This is a genomic window from Phormidium sp. CCY1219 (assembly GCF_055795085.1).
On sequence record NZ_JAYFEQ010000860.1, the window covers coordinates 1 to 15,599 of the forward strand.

General features: G+C 51.1%; 13 protein-coding genes. 3 read left to right on the forward strand and 10 right to left on the reverse strand.

Annotation, left to right across the window (positions count from 1 at the left end):
- Window positions 1-221: 221 nt before the first annotated feature.
- A complete protein-coding gene (locus AC0QH1_RS27980; RefSeq protein ID WP_324634727.1) occupies window positions 222-410 on the reverse strand; it encodes a hypothetical protein in 189 nt (62 codons plus the stop codon).
- Window positions 411-586: 176 nt separating this feature from the next.
- On the opposite strand from AC0QH1_RS27980, the gene AC0QH1_RS27985 reads away from it, so the two are divergent.
- Window positions 587-874 (forward strand): hypothetical protein, encoded by a 288-nt coding sequence (locus AC0QH1_RS27985; protein ID WP_324634776.1) that lies wholly within the window; start codon window positions 587-589, stop codon window positions 872-874.
- A 166-nt stretch (window positions 875-1,040) separates the two neighbouring features.
- Here the strand turns inward: AC0QH1_RS27985 and AC0QH1_RS27990 are convergent, their stop codons facing one another.
- On the reverse strand, window positions 1,041-1,262 hold the full coding sequence (locus AC0QH1_RS27990) for a hypothetical protein (RefSeq protein ID WP_324634728.1): 222 nt from the start codon (window positions 1,260-1,262) through the stop codon (window positions 1,041-1,043).
- Between AC0QH1_RS27990 and glgB the strand changes: the two genes are divergently transcribed.
- Window positions 1,256-3,565 (forward strand): 1,4-alpha-glucan branching enzyme, encoded by a 2,310-nt coding sequence (gene glgB / locus AC0QH1_RS27995; protein ID WP_324634729.1) that lies wholly within the window; start codon window positions 1,256-1,258, stop codon window positions 3,563-3,565. The two genes, AC0QH1_RS27990 and glgB, sit on opposite strands and share 7 nt — an antisense overlap.
- Before the next feature lie 18 nt (window positions 3,566-3,583).
- On the opposite strand, the gene AC0QH1_RS28000 is transcribed toward glgB, so the two are convergent.
- From AC0QH1_RS28000 to htpG, 8 genes are all read right to left on the reverse strand, one after another.
- Entirely contained in the window at window positions 3,584-3,709 is a 126-nt protein-coding gene (locus AC0QH1_RS28000) for a hypothetical protein (protein ID WP_324634730.1), read from the reverse strand.
- 4 nt (window positions 3,710-3,713) lie between these two features.
- On the reverse strand, window positions 3,714-4,241 hold the full coding sequence (locus tag AC0QH1_RS28005) for a prepilin-type N-terminal cleavage/methylation domain-containing protein (RefSeq protein ID WP_324634731.1): 528 nt from the start codon (window positions 4,239-4,241) through the stop codon (window positions 3,714-3,716).
- 129 nt (window positions 4,242-4,370) lie between these two features.
- A complete protein-coding gene (locus AC0QH1_RS28010) occupies window positions 4,371-4,976 on the reverse strand; it encodes a type II secretion system protein (RefSeq protein WP_324634732.1) in 606 nt (201 codons plus the stop codon).
- A gap of 91 nt (window positions 4,977-5,067) precedes the next feature.
- Entirely contained in the window at window positions 5,068-6,087 is a 1,020-nt protein-coding gene (locus AC0QH1_RS28015) for a prepilin-type N-terminal cleavage/methylation domain-containing protein (protein ID WP_324634733.1), read from the reverse strand.
- Between the two features lie 88 nt (window positions 6,088-6,175).
- Complete coding sequence (locus AC0QH1_RS28020) at window positions 6,176-6,859, reverse strand: type IV pilus modification PilV family protein (RefSeq protein WP_324634734.1); 684 nt, start codon at window positions 6,857-6,859, stop codon at window positions 6,176-6,178.
- A gap of 19 nt (window positions 6,860-6,878) precedes the next feature.
- Entirely contained in the window at window positions 6,879-11,756 is a 4,878-nt protein-coding gene (gene hpsA / locus AC0QH1_RS28025; protein WP_324634735.1) for a hormogonium polysaccharide biosynthesis protein HpsA, read from the reverse strand.
- 303 nt (window positions 11,757-12,059) lie between these two features.
- Window positions 12,060-12,296, reverse strand: coding sequence for a 50S ribosomal protein L28 (gene rpmB / locus AC0QH1_RS28030; protein WP_324634736.1), 237 nt, complete (start codon window positions 12,294-12,296; stop codon window positions 12,060-12,062).
- Window positions 12,297-12,549: 253 nt separating this feature from the next.
- Window positions 12,550-14,526: a molecular chaperone HtpG gene (gene htpG, locus AC0QH1_RS28035; protein ID WP_324634737.1), complete on the reverse strand. Its 1,977-nt coding sequence runs from the start codon at window positions 14,524-14,526 to the stop codon at window positions 12,550-12,552.
- Window positions 14,527-14,849: 323 nt separating this feature from the next.
- Here htpG and AC0QH1_RS28040 point away from each other — a divergent pair, with 323 nt between their 5' ends.
- Window positions 14,850-15,593: a class I SAM-dependent methyltransferase gene (locus AC0QH1_RS28040; RefSeq protein ID WP_324634738.1), complete on the forward strand. Its 744-nt coding sequence runs from the start codon at window positions 14,850-14,852 to the stop codon at window positions 15,591-15,593.
- The last annotated feature ends 6 nt before the right edge of the window (window positions 15,594-15,599 follow it).

Genomic DNA, 15,599 nt, shown 5'->3' on the forward strand with positions numbered 1-15,599 from the left:
GCTGCCCCGGCAGAACCCGAAACGATGGAAGATTCCGAGACTGAGGCTGCCCCGGCAGAACCCGAAACGATGGAAGACGCCGCCACCACTGAAGAAGAAATGCCCGAAGCCGAGTAAAATAAACGCCGACGGGCAAATGGCTGTGGTGAAGTCCCTCGCGCAGGAATGGGTCGATCGCTCATCTACACCCCTCCCCCGGCGCGCACTAACCCAACAAAGCCCTAGGCGGTTTTCATTTCCTTGGCCACTTTATTCCCTTGTGCTTTCCCCGTGAGTTTTTTGTCCATACCACCACGGGGAAGCGCTAGTTTCTTTGGGTTCCGCAATCCCGGAGGTTCGTCGTCACAAGCGATGGTTGGCGATCGCTCCGGATTCTCGAAAATTGAAATTCGCCTGGGCCAGATTCGCACTCGCTGCAAATCCTGCAATCTCTACCGAAAGGCGAATTGTCTCCCGCTCCCACTCCTGAAGAAGTTCTCTTAGCTTGGCACCCAACCGCTAATCAAAAATGAAGATAACCCCTCGTGTTTGCCCTGCTCTCGCGCCCGCTCTCCCCTGCGCCCCAACCTGGGAAATGGTGGGGGTGATGCTGCTGTTGGGTTTCGCTTCCCCCGCGCGGGGATTACCGCCACCGTCGGATGTGCCAGAAGAAATTTTGCGAACTGAAATTATTACCCAAGCGCGATCGCCGATTGATGGGGAAGCGATCGCGCCGGCTGAATATGCGGCGTTAATCGAAAACCTCGAACCTGTAGGGGTGAATTTACTGCCCCCGCAAGCCGCGACCACCGCGAGTATCGGCGTCTCTGGCGAGGAGAACATCACCAACATCTTGCCGATTCGCGACCTGCTGCGCGCCATATTTCCGTTTTAAATCTTGCCACATTAATTAACATTCCTTAATATTGCTGGTGTAGGCTATTGGAGATAAAACCTCTCCAGGTTTCAGGCTAGCCCTTTCCCTGGCTGTGTCCCGAAAGCCTCCAGAGGCGATCGCACCGGGTAGTCTTTCAGGGAAGTTAACTCTAGAACCCTTAATTTTAAAAGAGATTCAGCCGCGATCGCAAAGCGTTTTCTCGCCCCTTGCATACTGGGTCAGTTTGCGGTAAAAACAAGCCATTCCCATCCATCGCAGGCCAAACGTTACCCAGCACCGAGCAGCCGTTGCTCGACACCAAACCCCCTGATGTGCCCACTCCCAAGAGCGTGGCACCGCGATCGAACCGATTCACGTAACTGCATTTGAAGGAACCCCATGTCAATCACCATCGCCCCAGATCAAGTAGACCGGATTGTTTGGAACCAGCATGACGACCCCTTCCAAGTCCTCGGTGCCCATCCAATCGAGGAAAATGGGAAAGTGAAACGCTGGGTGGTGCGCGCCTATCTCCCCAATGCCGACACCGCATCAGTTATCCTGCCAGAACAACGGCAAGAATTCCCAATGGAATCGGTGCATAATCCCCACTTTTTCCAATGCACCATCGATATCGAAGAACTGGCAAACTACCAACTGCGAGTCAAAGAAGGCGATCGCGATCGGGTCATCTACGACCCCTACGCCTTCCGTTCCCCCAAACTCACCGACTTCGACATCCACCTCTTCAGCGAAGGCAATCATCACCGCATCTACGAAAAACTCGGTGCCCACCCCCTCGAAGTTAACGGCGTCCAAGGGGTCTACTTCGCCGTTTGGGCACCCAACGCCCGCAATGTCTCCATCCTGGGCAATTTCAACCACTGGGACGGGCGCAAACACCAAATGGCTAAACGCGGTAACGGCGTCTGGGAACTGTTTATCCCCGATTTAAACGTCGGCGAGCATTACAAATACGAAATCAAAAACTACGAAGGCCACATCTACGAAAAATCCGACCCCTACGGCTTCCAGCAAGAAGTCCGACCGAAAACAGCCTCGATTGTCACCGAGTTGGACAGCTATACCTGGAACGATAGCGAGTGGATGGAGCATCGCCGCCACACCGACCCCCTGACTCAGCCTATCTCGGTGTATGAATGTCATCTCGGATCCTGGCTCCATGCCTCCGCCTCCGAACCGGCCCAGTTGCCCAATGGCGAAACCGAACCGATGGTGGTGGTCTCGGAACTCAAACCCGGCGCGCGCTTCCTCACCTACCGCGAACTCGCCCACAAGCTGATTCCCTATGTGAAAGACCTCGGCTTTACCCACGTGGAATTGCTCCCGGTGGCGGAACACCCGTTTGATGGGTCTTGGGGCTATCAAGTCACCGGCTACTATGCCCCTACCTCCCGCTATGGCACCCCGGAAGATTTCATGTATTTCGTAGACCAATGCCACCAAAATGGCATCGGCGTCCTGGTAGACTGGGTTCCAGGCCACTTCCCGAAAGACGGTCACGGCTTGGCTTTCTTTGATGGCACGCATTTGTACGAACATGCCGACCCGCGCAAGGGAGAACACAAGGAATGGGGCACTTTGGTGTTTAATTACAACCGCAATGAGGTGCGGAATTTCTTGGTGGCCAATGCCTTGTTCTGGTTCGATAAGTACCATATCGACGGCATGCGGGTGGATGCTGTGGCTTCCATGCTTTATCTGGACTATTTCCGCAAAGAAGGGGAATGGGTGACCAACCAGTATGGCGGACGGGAAAATCTCGAAGCGGCGGATTTCCTGCGTCAGGTGAATAACCTGCTGTTTAGCTACTATCCCGGCGTGCTGTCGATCGCGGAGGAATCTACCTCTTGGCCAATGGTGTCCTGGCCGACTTATGTGGGCGGTTTGGGCTTTAATTTAAAGTGGAATATGGGCTGGATGCACGATATGCTGGATTATTTCAGCATGGACCCCTGGTTCCGTCAGTTCCACCAAAATAACGTCACGTTTAGTATTTGGTATCACCACAGCGAGAACTTTATGCTGGCTCTGTCCCACGATGAGGTGGTGCATGGAAAGAGCAATATCATCGGCAAAATGCCCGGAGACCGCTGGCAGAAGTTCGCTAATGTCCGCTGTCTGTTTTCCTATATGTTCGCTCACCCGGGCAAGAAAACGCTGTTTATGAGTATGGAATTCGCTCAGTGGAGCGAGTGGAATGTTTGGGGGGATTTAGAGTGGCATCTGCTGCAATACGAGCCACACCAGCAGCTCAAGCAGTTTATGAGCGATTTGAATCGCTTGTATTGCTCCACGCCGGCGCTTTACAGTCAGGATTTCGGTGAAGAAGGGTTTGAGTGGATTGATTGCTCGGATAATCGGCACAGTGTGGTGTCGTTTATTCGCTGGAGTAAGGACCGCGAGGATTTTGTGGTGGTGGTGTGCAATTTCACCCCACAGCCCCACAGTCACTATCGCGTCGGCGTGCCAGTGCATGGGTTCTACAATGAGATTTTTAACAGCGATTCTCGGGATTATGGCGGCAGCAATATGGGGAATTTAGGCGGCAAGTGGGCCGATGAATGGTGGTTCCACGGACGTCCTTATTCCTTGGATTTGTGCTTGCCTCCTCTGTCCGTGTCCGTGTTCCAGTTGGATAAGGAGAAAACTGAGGAAGCCCGCAAAGCCTGGATGAATCAGAGTTAAGTTACCGGAAAGTGAGGCTCACTCAAGAGCGCTCACATAAGTTTCCGGCGGCGTCACCCCCGGCATGGGGTCCCGGGGATGACGCACTAACCCCCCTCGGTGGGCAATTTCGCGCGATCGCTCTCGGTTAATCATTAACAACATGCAATCAATCGCAATCCTCGTCCTCGCGCATTGCGCCTAACAGGGTGGAGACAAAGACGCATCGGTGTTGGTTGCTGTTATTCTCCAGGGTCAGGGTGACGCGCCCCAGTTGCCCGTTGGCATGCCCTTTGTGGTTGAATTGCATTCGCCAAAAGCCAGTGGCGGGGGTTTGATAAAAGGTGGTGTGGTTGGTGTCGATTTTTACCTCCGCATCCAGACTTTGCCACCCGCTGTCATCACTGGGGGTGATGCTGGCGGGGTGAACTACCCATTGTGCTAGACCATTGTTATCCCGAAAGCTGATTTGGTAGGTGATTTTCTGTTGCTTGGCTTTGCTTTTCGCTTCCAACAGACCAGCGTAAACTTTATCTTGGGCGGTGTCGAGTTTGAGGCTGTTTACCCAAGCCAGCCAACTGGGAATTCCCACGGCGGCGAGGATGCCGATAATGAACACCACCAGCAAGACTTCGAGAAGGGTGAATCCCGAGGTGGGCGAGGTTTTGTGAGGAAGGCTCCATGTCTGATTCTGCATGGCTCAGCACCCTCATTTTACTTTGTCTATAGAATAAACCCTCAGCGCCGAGTGTCTGAGGGTTTTTAACATTTATTTAACATTTGCACGGTAGCACTTAAGTGAGGGTTGGCCAAGGGTTTTCGTGAGTTAGGGCGAGGGATTGCAATCTTGGTTTTCAGCAGTTCGCGTGGCTCCTAAAAGGGTGAGCACTCTCACGCATCGTTTTTTGTTAGCATTGCTCTGTAGGGTTAGAGTCACTTGACCTAATGGCGATCCGTCGGACAAATTTCCCTTATCGTTAAATTGAATGCTCCACGGTAAAGTCGCTGTACCATCCAAAGTGGTTAAAGTGTCATCAATTTTAATTCCCGTTTCTTTATCGATGGTCTGCCAATTGGGGGTACTACTTGCCGGATGAACCGCCCACTGAACCACAATATCCCCAGCAGCATCAGTGGTTTGTTGAATAGTAACTTGCCAGGTGCTTTTTTGCTGCTTGGCTTTGCTTTGGGCTTGATTGATGGCCTGTTCTATCGGTACTATCGCTCTTTTCAGGCGAGTGTTGTTCACCATTGCCAGCCAACTGGGAATGCCGATGCCTGCTAAAATGCTTAGCATAAACACCACTAGCAGCACTTCCAACAGGGTAAAACCGCCGCCTGCACTGTATTTTTCGGCTACAGTAACTCGATTCCGTTGCTGATGTTGCCAGGACTTCAGTTGTTGAAGTAACTTCATCTTCAGAGGTATCATTTTAAATCCCGTTTTTTGCTAAAATAAACTCTCATCTGGAATGAGAACTCGCCGATTCTCAAGCTTTCCCATCAACTTCCCCGTAAATGAATTACAGATCCGAGGGAGTGGTTTCATAGAGACTGCGAGCCTGAATTCTTCTTTGCAAGCTCGGTAAATAGACCGTATTGCGCGAACCGCTCTCTCCGGCTTTTTCAGCAGCGTTACCGCGTAGAAAAACAATCGCATCTTGAAAATTACCTGACCCTAACTCGGGAGGCTTGACACAGGCATAAAAACTACTATGAGCATTATCTCCGGTTAGGCTGTAATTTGGATAATCAGCACAAGTTGGAGGATTGTTACTTAACAAGTCCTTGTCTACTAAATCAACCAATACATCATTATTGCCTGCATAAGATTGTTGAGCTAAACAATTGGTGCCATCTGTGTTGCACGGCCAGGTTTGATAGCTTTTCTCTGTGGTGGTTGGATCCACAAAGTTAGTAGTTAGGGTAAGAGTGGATAACTGCTCTGGATCGTATTTACGGAGTTGATAGCGAGTAATGGTTGCAGGACCGTCCCAGGTATTGGAGGGGTCCGGATCTAGAGCATAAATCACCAAGGTATTGGTATGGCGACCTGTTTTGAGGGCGTAACATTGATTTTGGTCGGATGCGGGCAAGCTGGTACAATCTGTAGGTAACTGTTGTGCAGCGGTAGTAGTGGGATTTCTATAGGGCACTTCCTCCAATTTCCAAAATGCCACCACTGGAATGACGTTCTCACTGGAAAAACCGAGAATATTGTCAAGTCCCGGACAATAATCAGGATCTCCGGGACTTCCCACCCCCCCAGCCACACAATCCCCATCGTAAATGTACACTGCTTTTTGAAGATCGGCGGCGATATAATCCATTGCTTGATCCATTTCTTGCTGGACTTGACTCTTGGCAGTTTCTTTTTGTTCGATTCCTAGCAGGTTCACCACCAGGGACAACATACCATAGAGGACAATGCCGGCAACCGCGATCGCCATCAATAGCTCTAGCAACGTAAAACCGGCTACCTTGCTCTGTTTTGAACCTGCTAGGTATTTTTTTAGATAAAATTGCAGACTTTTGCTTGCCATTTTTTTTCCAAAAACCATTGAACCCTCTCCCTTATCAAATCCCTATACGCCATCTGTTCTAATTGCCAACCGTGCTATGATACTCACCTTAAGGACAATCGCCAGTTGCTTTTTTTGCTAGGTCTTGATAGACATCAAGGGAATTACTGTCTATGCTAGTTCTGGCTATAGAAATGTAGCGCACTGCCAATGGGGAAGATCCTGCCGTATTGGCATTGGAAAAAGACAAAGAAGCTTGCTCCTTGCTCAATGAACCTCCACTAAAATCCAAAGACGCTTTGGTATAAACTCGCACCCCCATCCAGAATCCCACTGGCACTTGGTCTCCAGATGTGTTGGGTAAGCATTGGCTCAGGGTACGAAAGGTTTGGATGGCAAAATCGTTCTCGCCATCGTTGTTCACGTCCACAAGGCAGATTTCGTCTGCCCCCTGAGTCTGTGGCGTGGCACAAGCACTGGCACCGGCTGGCGTGGGCGCTGCCACCTGTTGTGGCTCGATGTTATCACCTCCAGAGGGAGGCAAATGAGCCACAAAATCATTCAAATTATTGAAGGCACCATTCCCTCGCTCGAGTACGAGTCGAACCCGATCGATTTCGCTCTGAGCCAGTTTCATTGCCTGTTCCGCGCGGTGCGCGCGTACCCGATTCGCCATCGCGAATATAATCGGTGGCGTAATCGAGACGATCGCCAAGCTAAAGATGACCATTGCCGCCATCGACTCCACCATCGTCAATCCTCGTTCGGTTTGCTTGTCTTTTGCAGGTTTCATCAGACTCCTCCCTGTACTATTACGGACAGCTAAAACCGATCGCATCGCGGAGCTTGCAAATGTAGTCATTATCCGCTTTCGGTTCCCGGTAAAATTCGCTGCGGGTGCTATCGGGCATCACAAACCGTCGCGACACTGGCCCGGCGGGGAGATACTGCAACGCCACATCGTAACCCCAATCCCGGGTGGGTGCTAAGTAGAACAGCAAGTTGAGATTGTTGCCACCGGTGAGATTGGTGCCGCTGACTGGATTGCAGGGGTTGACGCCGCTGCAGTGGGGCATATCCGGTGCGCCGCTTATCGCTCTGGGTTCCCAGGCATCGCGCTCCAGTGGGCCGGTTGCGTAATTGCTGAAGTTAAGCTGCATAAACGAACCCCGAATCTTCAAGGTTTGACCGCTCCAGTTTTCGATCATGCGCGGGTAGGTGGGGATACCTCCATTTTGTTGAGCGTTGCGCGACGGCACCACACCACTGACAATCACGGCATTTATTTCTGTGGTTCCATTCGCGGCGGGCACCAGTTGTCGGCCATCGCGGTTCGCATTACTGGACCACGGTATGGCATTGAACTGGTAGTAGTTGTTGTTATAAGCAGTGGGATTGGATGTTGGGGGTGTTGCTGATGTGTTAATCGTCATGGGTGCGCCATTTCGGGAAAACACGATCGGCGATGAAACGATGATTGGATTTGGCGAGGAAGAAGACACTGGCCCACTAAACGTCGAATCGTTTTCCGCTGGATTGGCTCGCAACCAGCGAACGTCAGTGCCGAGAGCGGTTCGGGGTCGGTTTTGGTTTAAGTACGAGGTGTAGGGTCTATTATTGGGAATGTTCGGACAACCATATCGCACTTGAATGGTGTCCCTAAGGTCTGAGCTTGATGCTGGCGATCTCAAATATTCGATGCGCTCGTTGAGATTCCCAGTTCTGATATTACCTGGATCCACCGTTTGAATTGCCGAAGCATCTACGGGCACCAGTCCATCTTCGATGCTGCCATCACAGAAGTTAGCAGAGAGGGTGGAAACGGCATCCGCCAGAATTTCTGAGGGTCGCCAGGAGTCTCCATTCGGATCGCCGAAGTTTGGGTTAATGTTGGTGCGATCGTAGAAATCACCGGAATTATTTAAAAATTCCTCCTCGGTGTGGACGTTGAAATCCCCTTGAATGTACACCGGGTTGTCGGACACCAGGGTGATCCCTTGCAGCACATCGTTATTGCTGTTGCGCCGCAGGTCGGCTCCATTTTTTAAGCGGAAACCATAGGGACGGCGATCGGGGTCGGCATAGTAATCCACCGCTTTGGGACTGATACCGCGATCGGCATTATTATCCGGGCTACCTCCAGTTCCCACATTAAATACCGGGGGATCGGCTGGACGATTGGCATCCATCAGGACACTGCCGCTACTCACCGTCCCGTCAGGACTCCAGGCGGATTCGTAGCTGGTGTAATTGGTAGTCGGGGGTCGAGCGATCGCATCTTCGCGCACCGCATCTTCCCGGAACACATAGACCGCACCCCGGTTCGGATCCACATCGCTATTCCCCAGTCCCGGCAACCAGGTATCGCTGTTAGGACTGTTGTTGCGCAATATATCCACATCCATATTCAACGCCCGCACGCTCATTTCTTCGCGAGGGTCAAAGAATGCTGAATCCTTAATCGCCACTCGTCGCAATGTTGTGGCGCTGCCATCTTGAACGGCCACCAGATCCACATCATTGCGGTTGGGATTGCTCCCGGTTATTCCGGCGGGTGCGCTTTGCGTCGGCAGGATCCAGCTGCCGAAAGTAATCGGGCGGGGTTGGAGGGCGATATTATTCAGGTCCGTGTTGGTGATTTCCTGATACAGACTAGTGCCGGTATTGATGCCCTGAATGTAGGTATCTGCGATGTAAGGTTCGGCTGGTTGCAGATGGTTTACACCTCCTGTTGCCGTATTATTTGCCCCTGCATGGCCGTGATTAACCACTGGGAAAACGTAATACAGCGCCGGGAATTTCGGATCGTTGGAGCAGAGGCGAGATAAACCGATTAGATCTTGTTCATCCAGGTTAGTTCCTGCTGCTTTCAAGGGAGAATTTGCAGGAGCAACAGGATCTTCAAAGTTAGCCAGTCCAAAATAGTTGTTCCCGCTGTTGTTGGTTACATCACAACTAATCCTAAAGTTTCGGTTATGAAAAACGCTGGCATTATTTATTTGTTTAGGTTCAAACGTAAAAACTGCTGCATTCTCTGAAGCGTTTTCGTCAGTTGGCCTGAACCCATAGATGCGATCGCGTTTCACTTGCTCCTTAGTCATTACGAACCGAGCCAGTTCTACGACTTCTTGCGCTAAGTCTCCGTTCTCTACTTTCTGTTGGAGTTTAGAAATATATGCCTCGGGCGGTAATTTGTAATCATCTGGGTCTGGTGGATTACCTGCTAAAGTTCCACTAATGCCATCATTAACCAGCTTGCCAGCGCCATCGAGAGCTATTACCTCATAGTCATCATTAGCAGGATCGTCAACTTCATTTTGCAATTCCCACAGTTCATCTGCTAACGTCTGCAAACCTGCGCCTGACGTTCCGTATAACCCACTGGTTTGATTGCCTGCGTAATCGTAACTTTCCAGATAGTCAATGTTATACGCCAACATCCCCAACATTGCCGCCGCCGTGTGAACGGTGGTAGCATCGGCGAGACTCATGTCCCCTGCATTTCCGCTAGAAGGGGGAGTTTGGTTGCCACTTTCAATAATCCGTCGCAGATTGGAGAAGTCTCCCCACATGGTCAACTGCGGGTAGGGATGCACTCTTCCTGCAGCTTGCAGGGGTGGATAGGCACCATTGGGATCCCCAGCAAAATAGGCGAGGTTTGCTAGGGCTTTCCACACAGAAGCATTCAGTTCTGGCGGTTCAAATTCCCAGCCATTCGTCCCCCGACCATTGAAAAAGTCGGGAGCCACCGCATTAAACTGAGTATTATCTACGGTTTGAAACTGAATGTTGTCAAAGGTGGCACTGTCCTGCAGGGTTTCGGCCGTGCCAGGGTGAACGGTCGTTGCCACCACTGCAACGGGCTGATAGCCTTTGCTGGTGCCATGATCATAGTGATACACTGCAGTGGCTTGCACCGCCGCTAAATTATCCCACTGAGTGCGCCGCTGGCGGGCTAGATTGGTAATTGAAATTGATGGGTCTGGTGGATGGAGGGGGTCCTCTCCACTCCAGCCAAAGGCATTCCCCAATTCCAGTCGCTGCCCGACGATGACCCGCAGACCTTCCGCTCGGGCACGACGTTCCCAATATCCATCCAACCCATAGGCATCGGGTGCGGTGGGTACGGTTTCATTCCGCAGCAGATCGTTGTTGGTTAGGGGTGGAGTAATGCCGCATAATGGATCGTCAATTTCCATCCCGATCGGACAATCCGGAGTAGTGGTATAGGGGGGTTGTGAATTGTTGTCATATCCCGGTTTTGGCCCGTACAGGTCATCGGCGCGGTAGGTATCGTCCACATAGGGCGGTGGACTTGCCGAGGACAGTGCCACTTCAATGCGTTGGGACAAGTCACTGCCCTGCCAGTTCGCATCGGTCATTGCCGAAAATGTACCGCCCCCCCGAGGTACCGATTCATTCGCGATCTGGATCCGCAACGGATCCAGGGCAATATTAATCGCATTGCCCCCGGTGATAAAACTGTTGTCGATCGAGTCGTTGTCCTCGGTCAGGGTAATCCCCGTGGTGGTATTATCATATGTATATACCTGCGTAGTGCCCGTGAAGGCACCGCTATTCGCCCACAGCAGATTATTGACGAAATGTCCTCTGGCGGTGATTTTCGAGTTTAGTTCGGGTTTATAGAAACAAGAGGGAGGCGCGCTAATTAAGTGCGAAGAAAATGTATTGCCTTCCGGTCTGACAAATATACTTCCTTCGCTGTGGATCGCCCCATTCCAGATCAAGTCTCGACCGGGGTTGAATTCGATATCGTTGCGGAACCACGCGCCCCACTTGTTTGCCGTATTAATCGTTCGGTCTTGTTGGTACTGAACCGTGGAAATCACTGGATTCGCAGAGCTACCGCCGTTAGTCACCGCATTGGGCACGCTGACGGCAAACACTTGAAAGCTCTTCATCAAGACTGCCGTACTGACCGGGAACCACCCTTGGATATATTCCACTCGCGGATTGCAAGAATTGCTCGTATCGCGAGTTTGCACTAGCGGGCCATTGTTGACCACCAGATTATCCGCTTTTTCGTTGTCATTAAAGAGTTGGTAAATGGTTGGCTGGTCCGCAGCTAATTTAGGGTCTACGGTTTTAAAACCACTTCCTGCCGGTCTTGTCGATCGCAAAACGATCGTGTAAGCAGTGGTCAAGTCTTCTGGATCGGTGGTATCTCCATCACCATTGCCATCAGTTTGAAAGCTCCACGCCGCCTCAGTTGGCGTTCCATCGATATTAACTTGAGGCGGAATTGCCGTTTCATCATCAAATAAATAAATATTGTCTGTTAATAGCAGACTTTCCATCAGGGTTTCTGGTGGAACCCCTGCGGTTTGACCGTACACCCCTTTATCGGAAAGCAAGTATTCTAATTTGGATTTTGCCCGTTCGATCGCTGCTGCTGCTGGATTTTCTACCGCTTGCAGTTGATATTCCCCAATCACCTCAGTCGATCGCTGATAGGACCGAAACATCAGGGCACTGACCACCAACAGCATCACCAGAATCAGCAGGGTAGTGGTTGGCAACACAAAACCCGCCTGTCCCCGTTTTTTAGAGGTGACGAGGGCAGTGCGTAGGATGCGATAGGTTTCTTCACTGGTCAGTTTCTGCATGAAGCGAGTCATCGCTTGCACCAGACGATTTAGACCTTTTTTGATTTTGCGTTTTTTAGCCATAGCTGCTCCGTAGATGCAGGGGTGCCAGTAGGTGTCAAAAAATACTGTTATTTATGTCTTAGCCTAAAATTCCCGCAATCGACAATCAGTAGATTTCCGGAGAAAGGCGGCCAAGGGCTTGTATGATATCAGTTTAAGCTTACCCAGCTTCAGAGAAAAATCCATCACCCAGTAGAAAGAAAAAAACCCGGTTCAAAAAACCGGGGGGGGAAAATGGGGGGAGGGGGGAATAAATACCCAGGGAACTGTTCGCTTGTCTCCCATTCCCAGACCTCCCGGCGTTTTAGCGCCGAAATATTCCCTTTAGCATTTATTCAAATCAATTCCCGCTTCTTTCGCGTAGGCTTGCAAGCCTTTTTTGTCTAAGGTTTTAATTGCAGTGGTGGAAAGGCGCAGTCTGACCCAGCGATTGCCTTGGGGCCACCACACGCGCTTCCACTGCAGGTTGGCATGTTGGAGGCGGTGGGTGCGGCGGTGGGAGTGGGAAATGGACATGGCGTTATTGGCCGTTTTCCCAGTAAGCTGGCACTTGCGTGGCATAATCTTTCTCCGGATACAATTTCGCGATTTTAAGTACAGCCTTCCATTGTAGCGAGTTTTGCCCCAACTGGCGAGAGGAGGGGTTTTGCCTTCCAGGTGTGACGGATAGGGCCGGTGCGTCACCCCCGCCAGGGAGTGGGGTGTTTTTCGATGGTTTGGAGGGAGGGGGTGACGCACCCTACGGCTGGATTGGGCTTGGGATGGGGTTGGGTTGGGACTCCCGGAAGGGAGACTCGCCCGGTTCCAATTCCAATTAACTGCGTTGTTCCGTCAGGCGGGTGAGCAGTTCGTTAGAGCGTTCCACAAAAGACTGCATCCCATCGGCGTCGAAGCCTTTTTGCGCCATCAGCGCCAAGTCATAAACGTGGTGGCAAATCATATCCGCCAATTCCGCCGAGGGGGATTTTCCTTCCCCTTGGATAATCGCCCCTTGAGTCAACTGGCTCAAATTCTGAATCAGGGGGTGGGAGGTATTGACCAGCAAAATATGCTCCTCGGGGAATTCCGCCTTATCCTGACTCACCAGAGCATTCATATCCCGCAGGCGACGCAGAAACTCCGGTAGCAGTACCATTGCGGGGGGAGTGCCTTTCGGGTCGTCGGATTTGAGGGCTTCGGTGCGGATGTTGAGCTTCGGTTTGTTGAGGGCTTTCTGGAAGACTTCTTTAATTTGTTCGCCCCGGGTTTTGTTGGTACTCGGATCCACGATATCCGAGGCTTTGTCTTTCTCGATCAGCTTGTCGTCAATTTCCGCATCCACCCGGGAGAACTTCACGTCGGTGTATTCCCGCTCTAAGAAGCTGATAAAATGCGGGTCGATAAAGGAGTCCATAAACAGGACTTCCAACCCCTGACTCTTGTGCAGTTGCACGTAGGTCGCCTGGGACACTTCGTCGGTGCAGTAAAACACCTGATTCTCGTGACGGGCTTTGTTGCGTTCGAGATACTCTTCTAAGGTGGTGTAGTACGGGCCTTCGGTTTGGGCGTTGGGGTTGACTTCTTTCCAGGCGTCTCCCTCTTCCGCTTGCACTTCTACCGAGGGTTGTTCCGCTTCGGCGGGTTTCAAGTTGGCGGTGGTGCGATAGATGACGATATCTTCTACCTGTTTTTTGAATTTCTCATCATTCAAGCAGCCAAATTTGACGAAGGTGCCGATATCCTGCCAACTGCGGATGTACTCTTTCCAGTTTTCTTTGTACAGGGCCTTGAGCCGGTCTGCCACTTTTTTGGCGATGAAGTCGGCAATTTTGCGGACGGTCCGGTCCATCTGCAAGGCGCTGCGGGAGACATTCAGGGGAATATCGGGACTGTCGAGCACGCCGCGCATGGGCAGCAGGAATTTGGGGATGATTTCTTCGCAGTGGTCCGAGACGAAGACTTGATTGCAGAACAGTTTGATCTGTCCTTGGGTGACGTCTACATCGGGCCGCAGTTTGGGGAAGTAGAGAATGCCCTTGACGAGGAAGGGATAGTCGGTGTTTAGGTGAACCCACAGCAGGGGTTCTTCTTGGAAGGGGTACAGGTAGCGGTAGAATTCCAGGTAATCTTCGTCGGTGAGGTTGGTGGGGGAGTCGCGCCAAATGGCTTTTTGGCGGTTGATGACTTCTCCTTCAAATTTAATCGGCACCGGCATGAAGTCGCAGTAGGTTTTGACTAACTGCTTGATGCGGGCGGGTTCGACGTATTCTTTTTCTTCTTCTTGCAGGGTGAGGGTGATGGTGGTTCCGTGGTTGCTGCGGGTGGAGTCTTCTAGTTTGAATTCTGGGGAACCATCGCAGGTCCAGTGTACGGCTTGGGCACCTTCTTTGTAGGAGAGGGTGTCGATTTCTACTTGCTGGGCGACCATGAAGGAGGAGTAAAATCCGAGTCCGAAGTGCCCGATAATGGCGCGATCGCTGCCGGCTTGGTATTTTTGAATAAATTCTTCGGCGCTGGAGAAGGCGACTTGGTTGATGTATTGTTTTACCTCGTCGGCACTCATCCCGATCCCGTTGTCGGTGATGGAGAGGGTATTTTTTTCTTTATCGATAGAAATAGTAATTTCGGGGTTGCTGGTGTCGCCGCTGAATTCTCCGGCGTAGGCGACCATTTTTAGTTTCTCGATCGCGTCTACGGCGTTGGAGATCAGTTCGCGCAGAAAAATTTCGTGGTCGGAGTAGAGAGATTTCTTGATAATGGGAAAAATATTCTCGGTATGAATGGCGATTTGGCCTTGTTCGAGTACCGTCATAGAGAGTTCTCCTGTGGGTAAAATGGGTCTAGTTATTGATTGTGGGGGATTACCCCGCTGTTTTAGATCCGGGATTGCCCCCTACCGGGGATTCGGATTTCCCTACTTATGGGTTATAAAGGGAATGATTGAGAGAACAGCGGGGAAGGCGATCGCCTGCTTCTATGATGCCAATGGGGGAGTGTTGCGATCGGGTTGTGCTTTGGGGCGCAACCTTGGTTTTCGGCGCGGGGCGATATCTGCAATGTCAGTTCTGCGTGTTTTGGGCGATCGTTGTGCCGAATTATTGGCTTTGGTTTGTTCATTTAGGAGCTTGAGTTTCCATGACGCAGGGAAAAAGGGGTAGCCTCTATAGCCGACTGAAAGCGGATTTTTATTCGCTGCTGCGCTATGATTACGACTTGCCGCAAATTTTGAAGTATTGTGCTAAGTATTCTGGGAAGGAGCGCAAAACCTGCAAGCTTTTGGATGTGGGTTGCGGTTACGGGAGAAAACTCAAGCCACTACAGGATGCCGGGTATGATGCATTAGGAGTGGAAATCAATCCGACACTGGTGGCAGCGAATCAAAAAAATGGCTTAAATTGCATGACGGTAGAAGCGTTTGAGGCAACTGAGGGTCAGTTCGATTTGATGCTGATGTCGCATATTATCGAACATTTTACCCCGACGGATTTGAAAGCGTTTATGGATGACTATCTCGACCGCCTGAAAGTGGGAGGTCATTTGATTATTGCCACGCCGTTAATGAGTAGCACGTTTTATGATGATTTTGACCATGTGAAACCTTACTATCCGCAAGGAATTATGATGGTTTTTGTGGAAAACTATGACGAACAGGTGCAATATGTCTCGCGCAATAAGTTGCAACTGAAAAATATTTGGTTTCGTCGGCGTCACTATCGCCCTCAGTTTGTCACAGGCAGATATCTGCGAACTTCTACCACGAAGTGGTGGCAAACTCTCGAGTTTTTGAGTGTGTTGGCTTGTCGCGCTTCTGGAGGTAAAATTGGCACAAAAGATGGCTGGATTGGCGTGTTTAAAAAGGTCAAAGTTAGTCAAGATTAAAGTAGG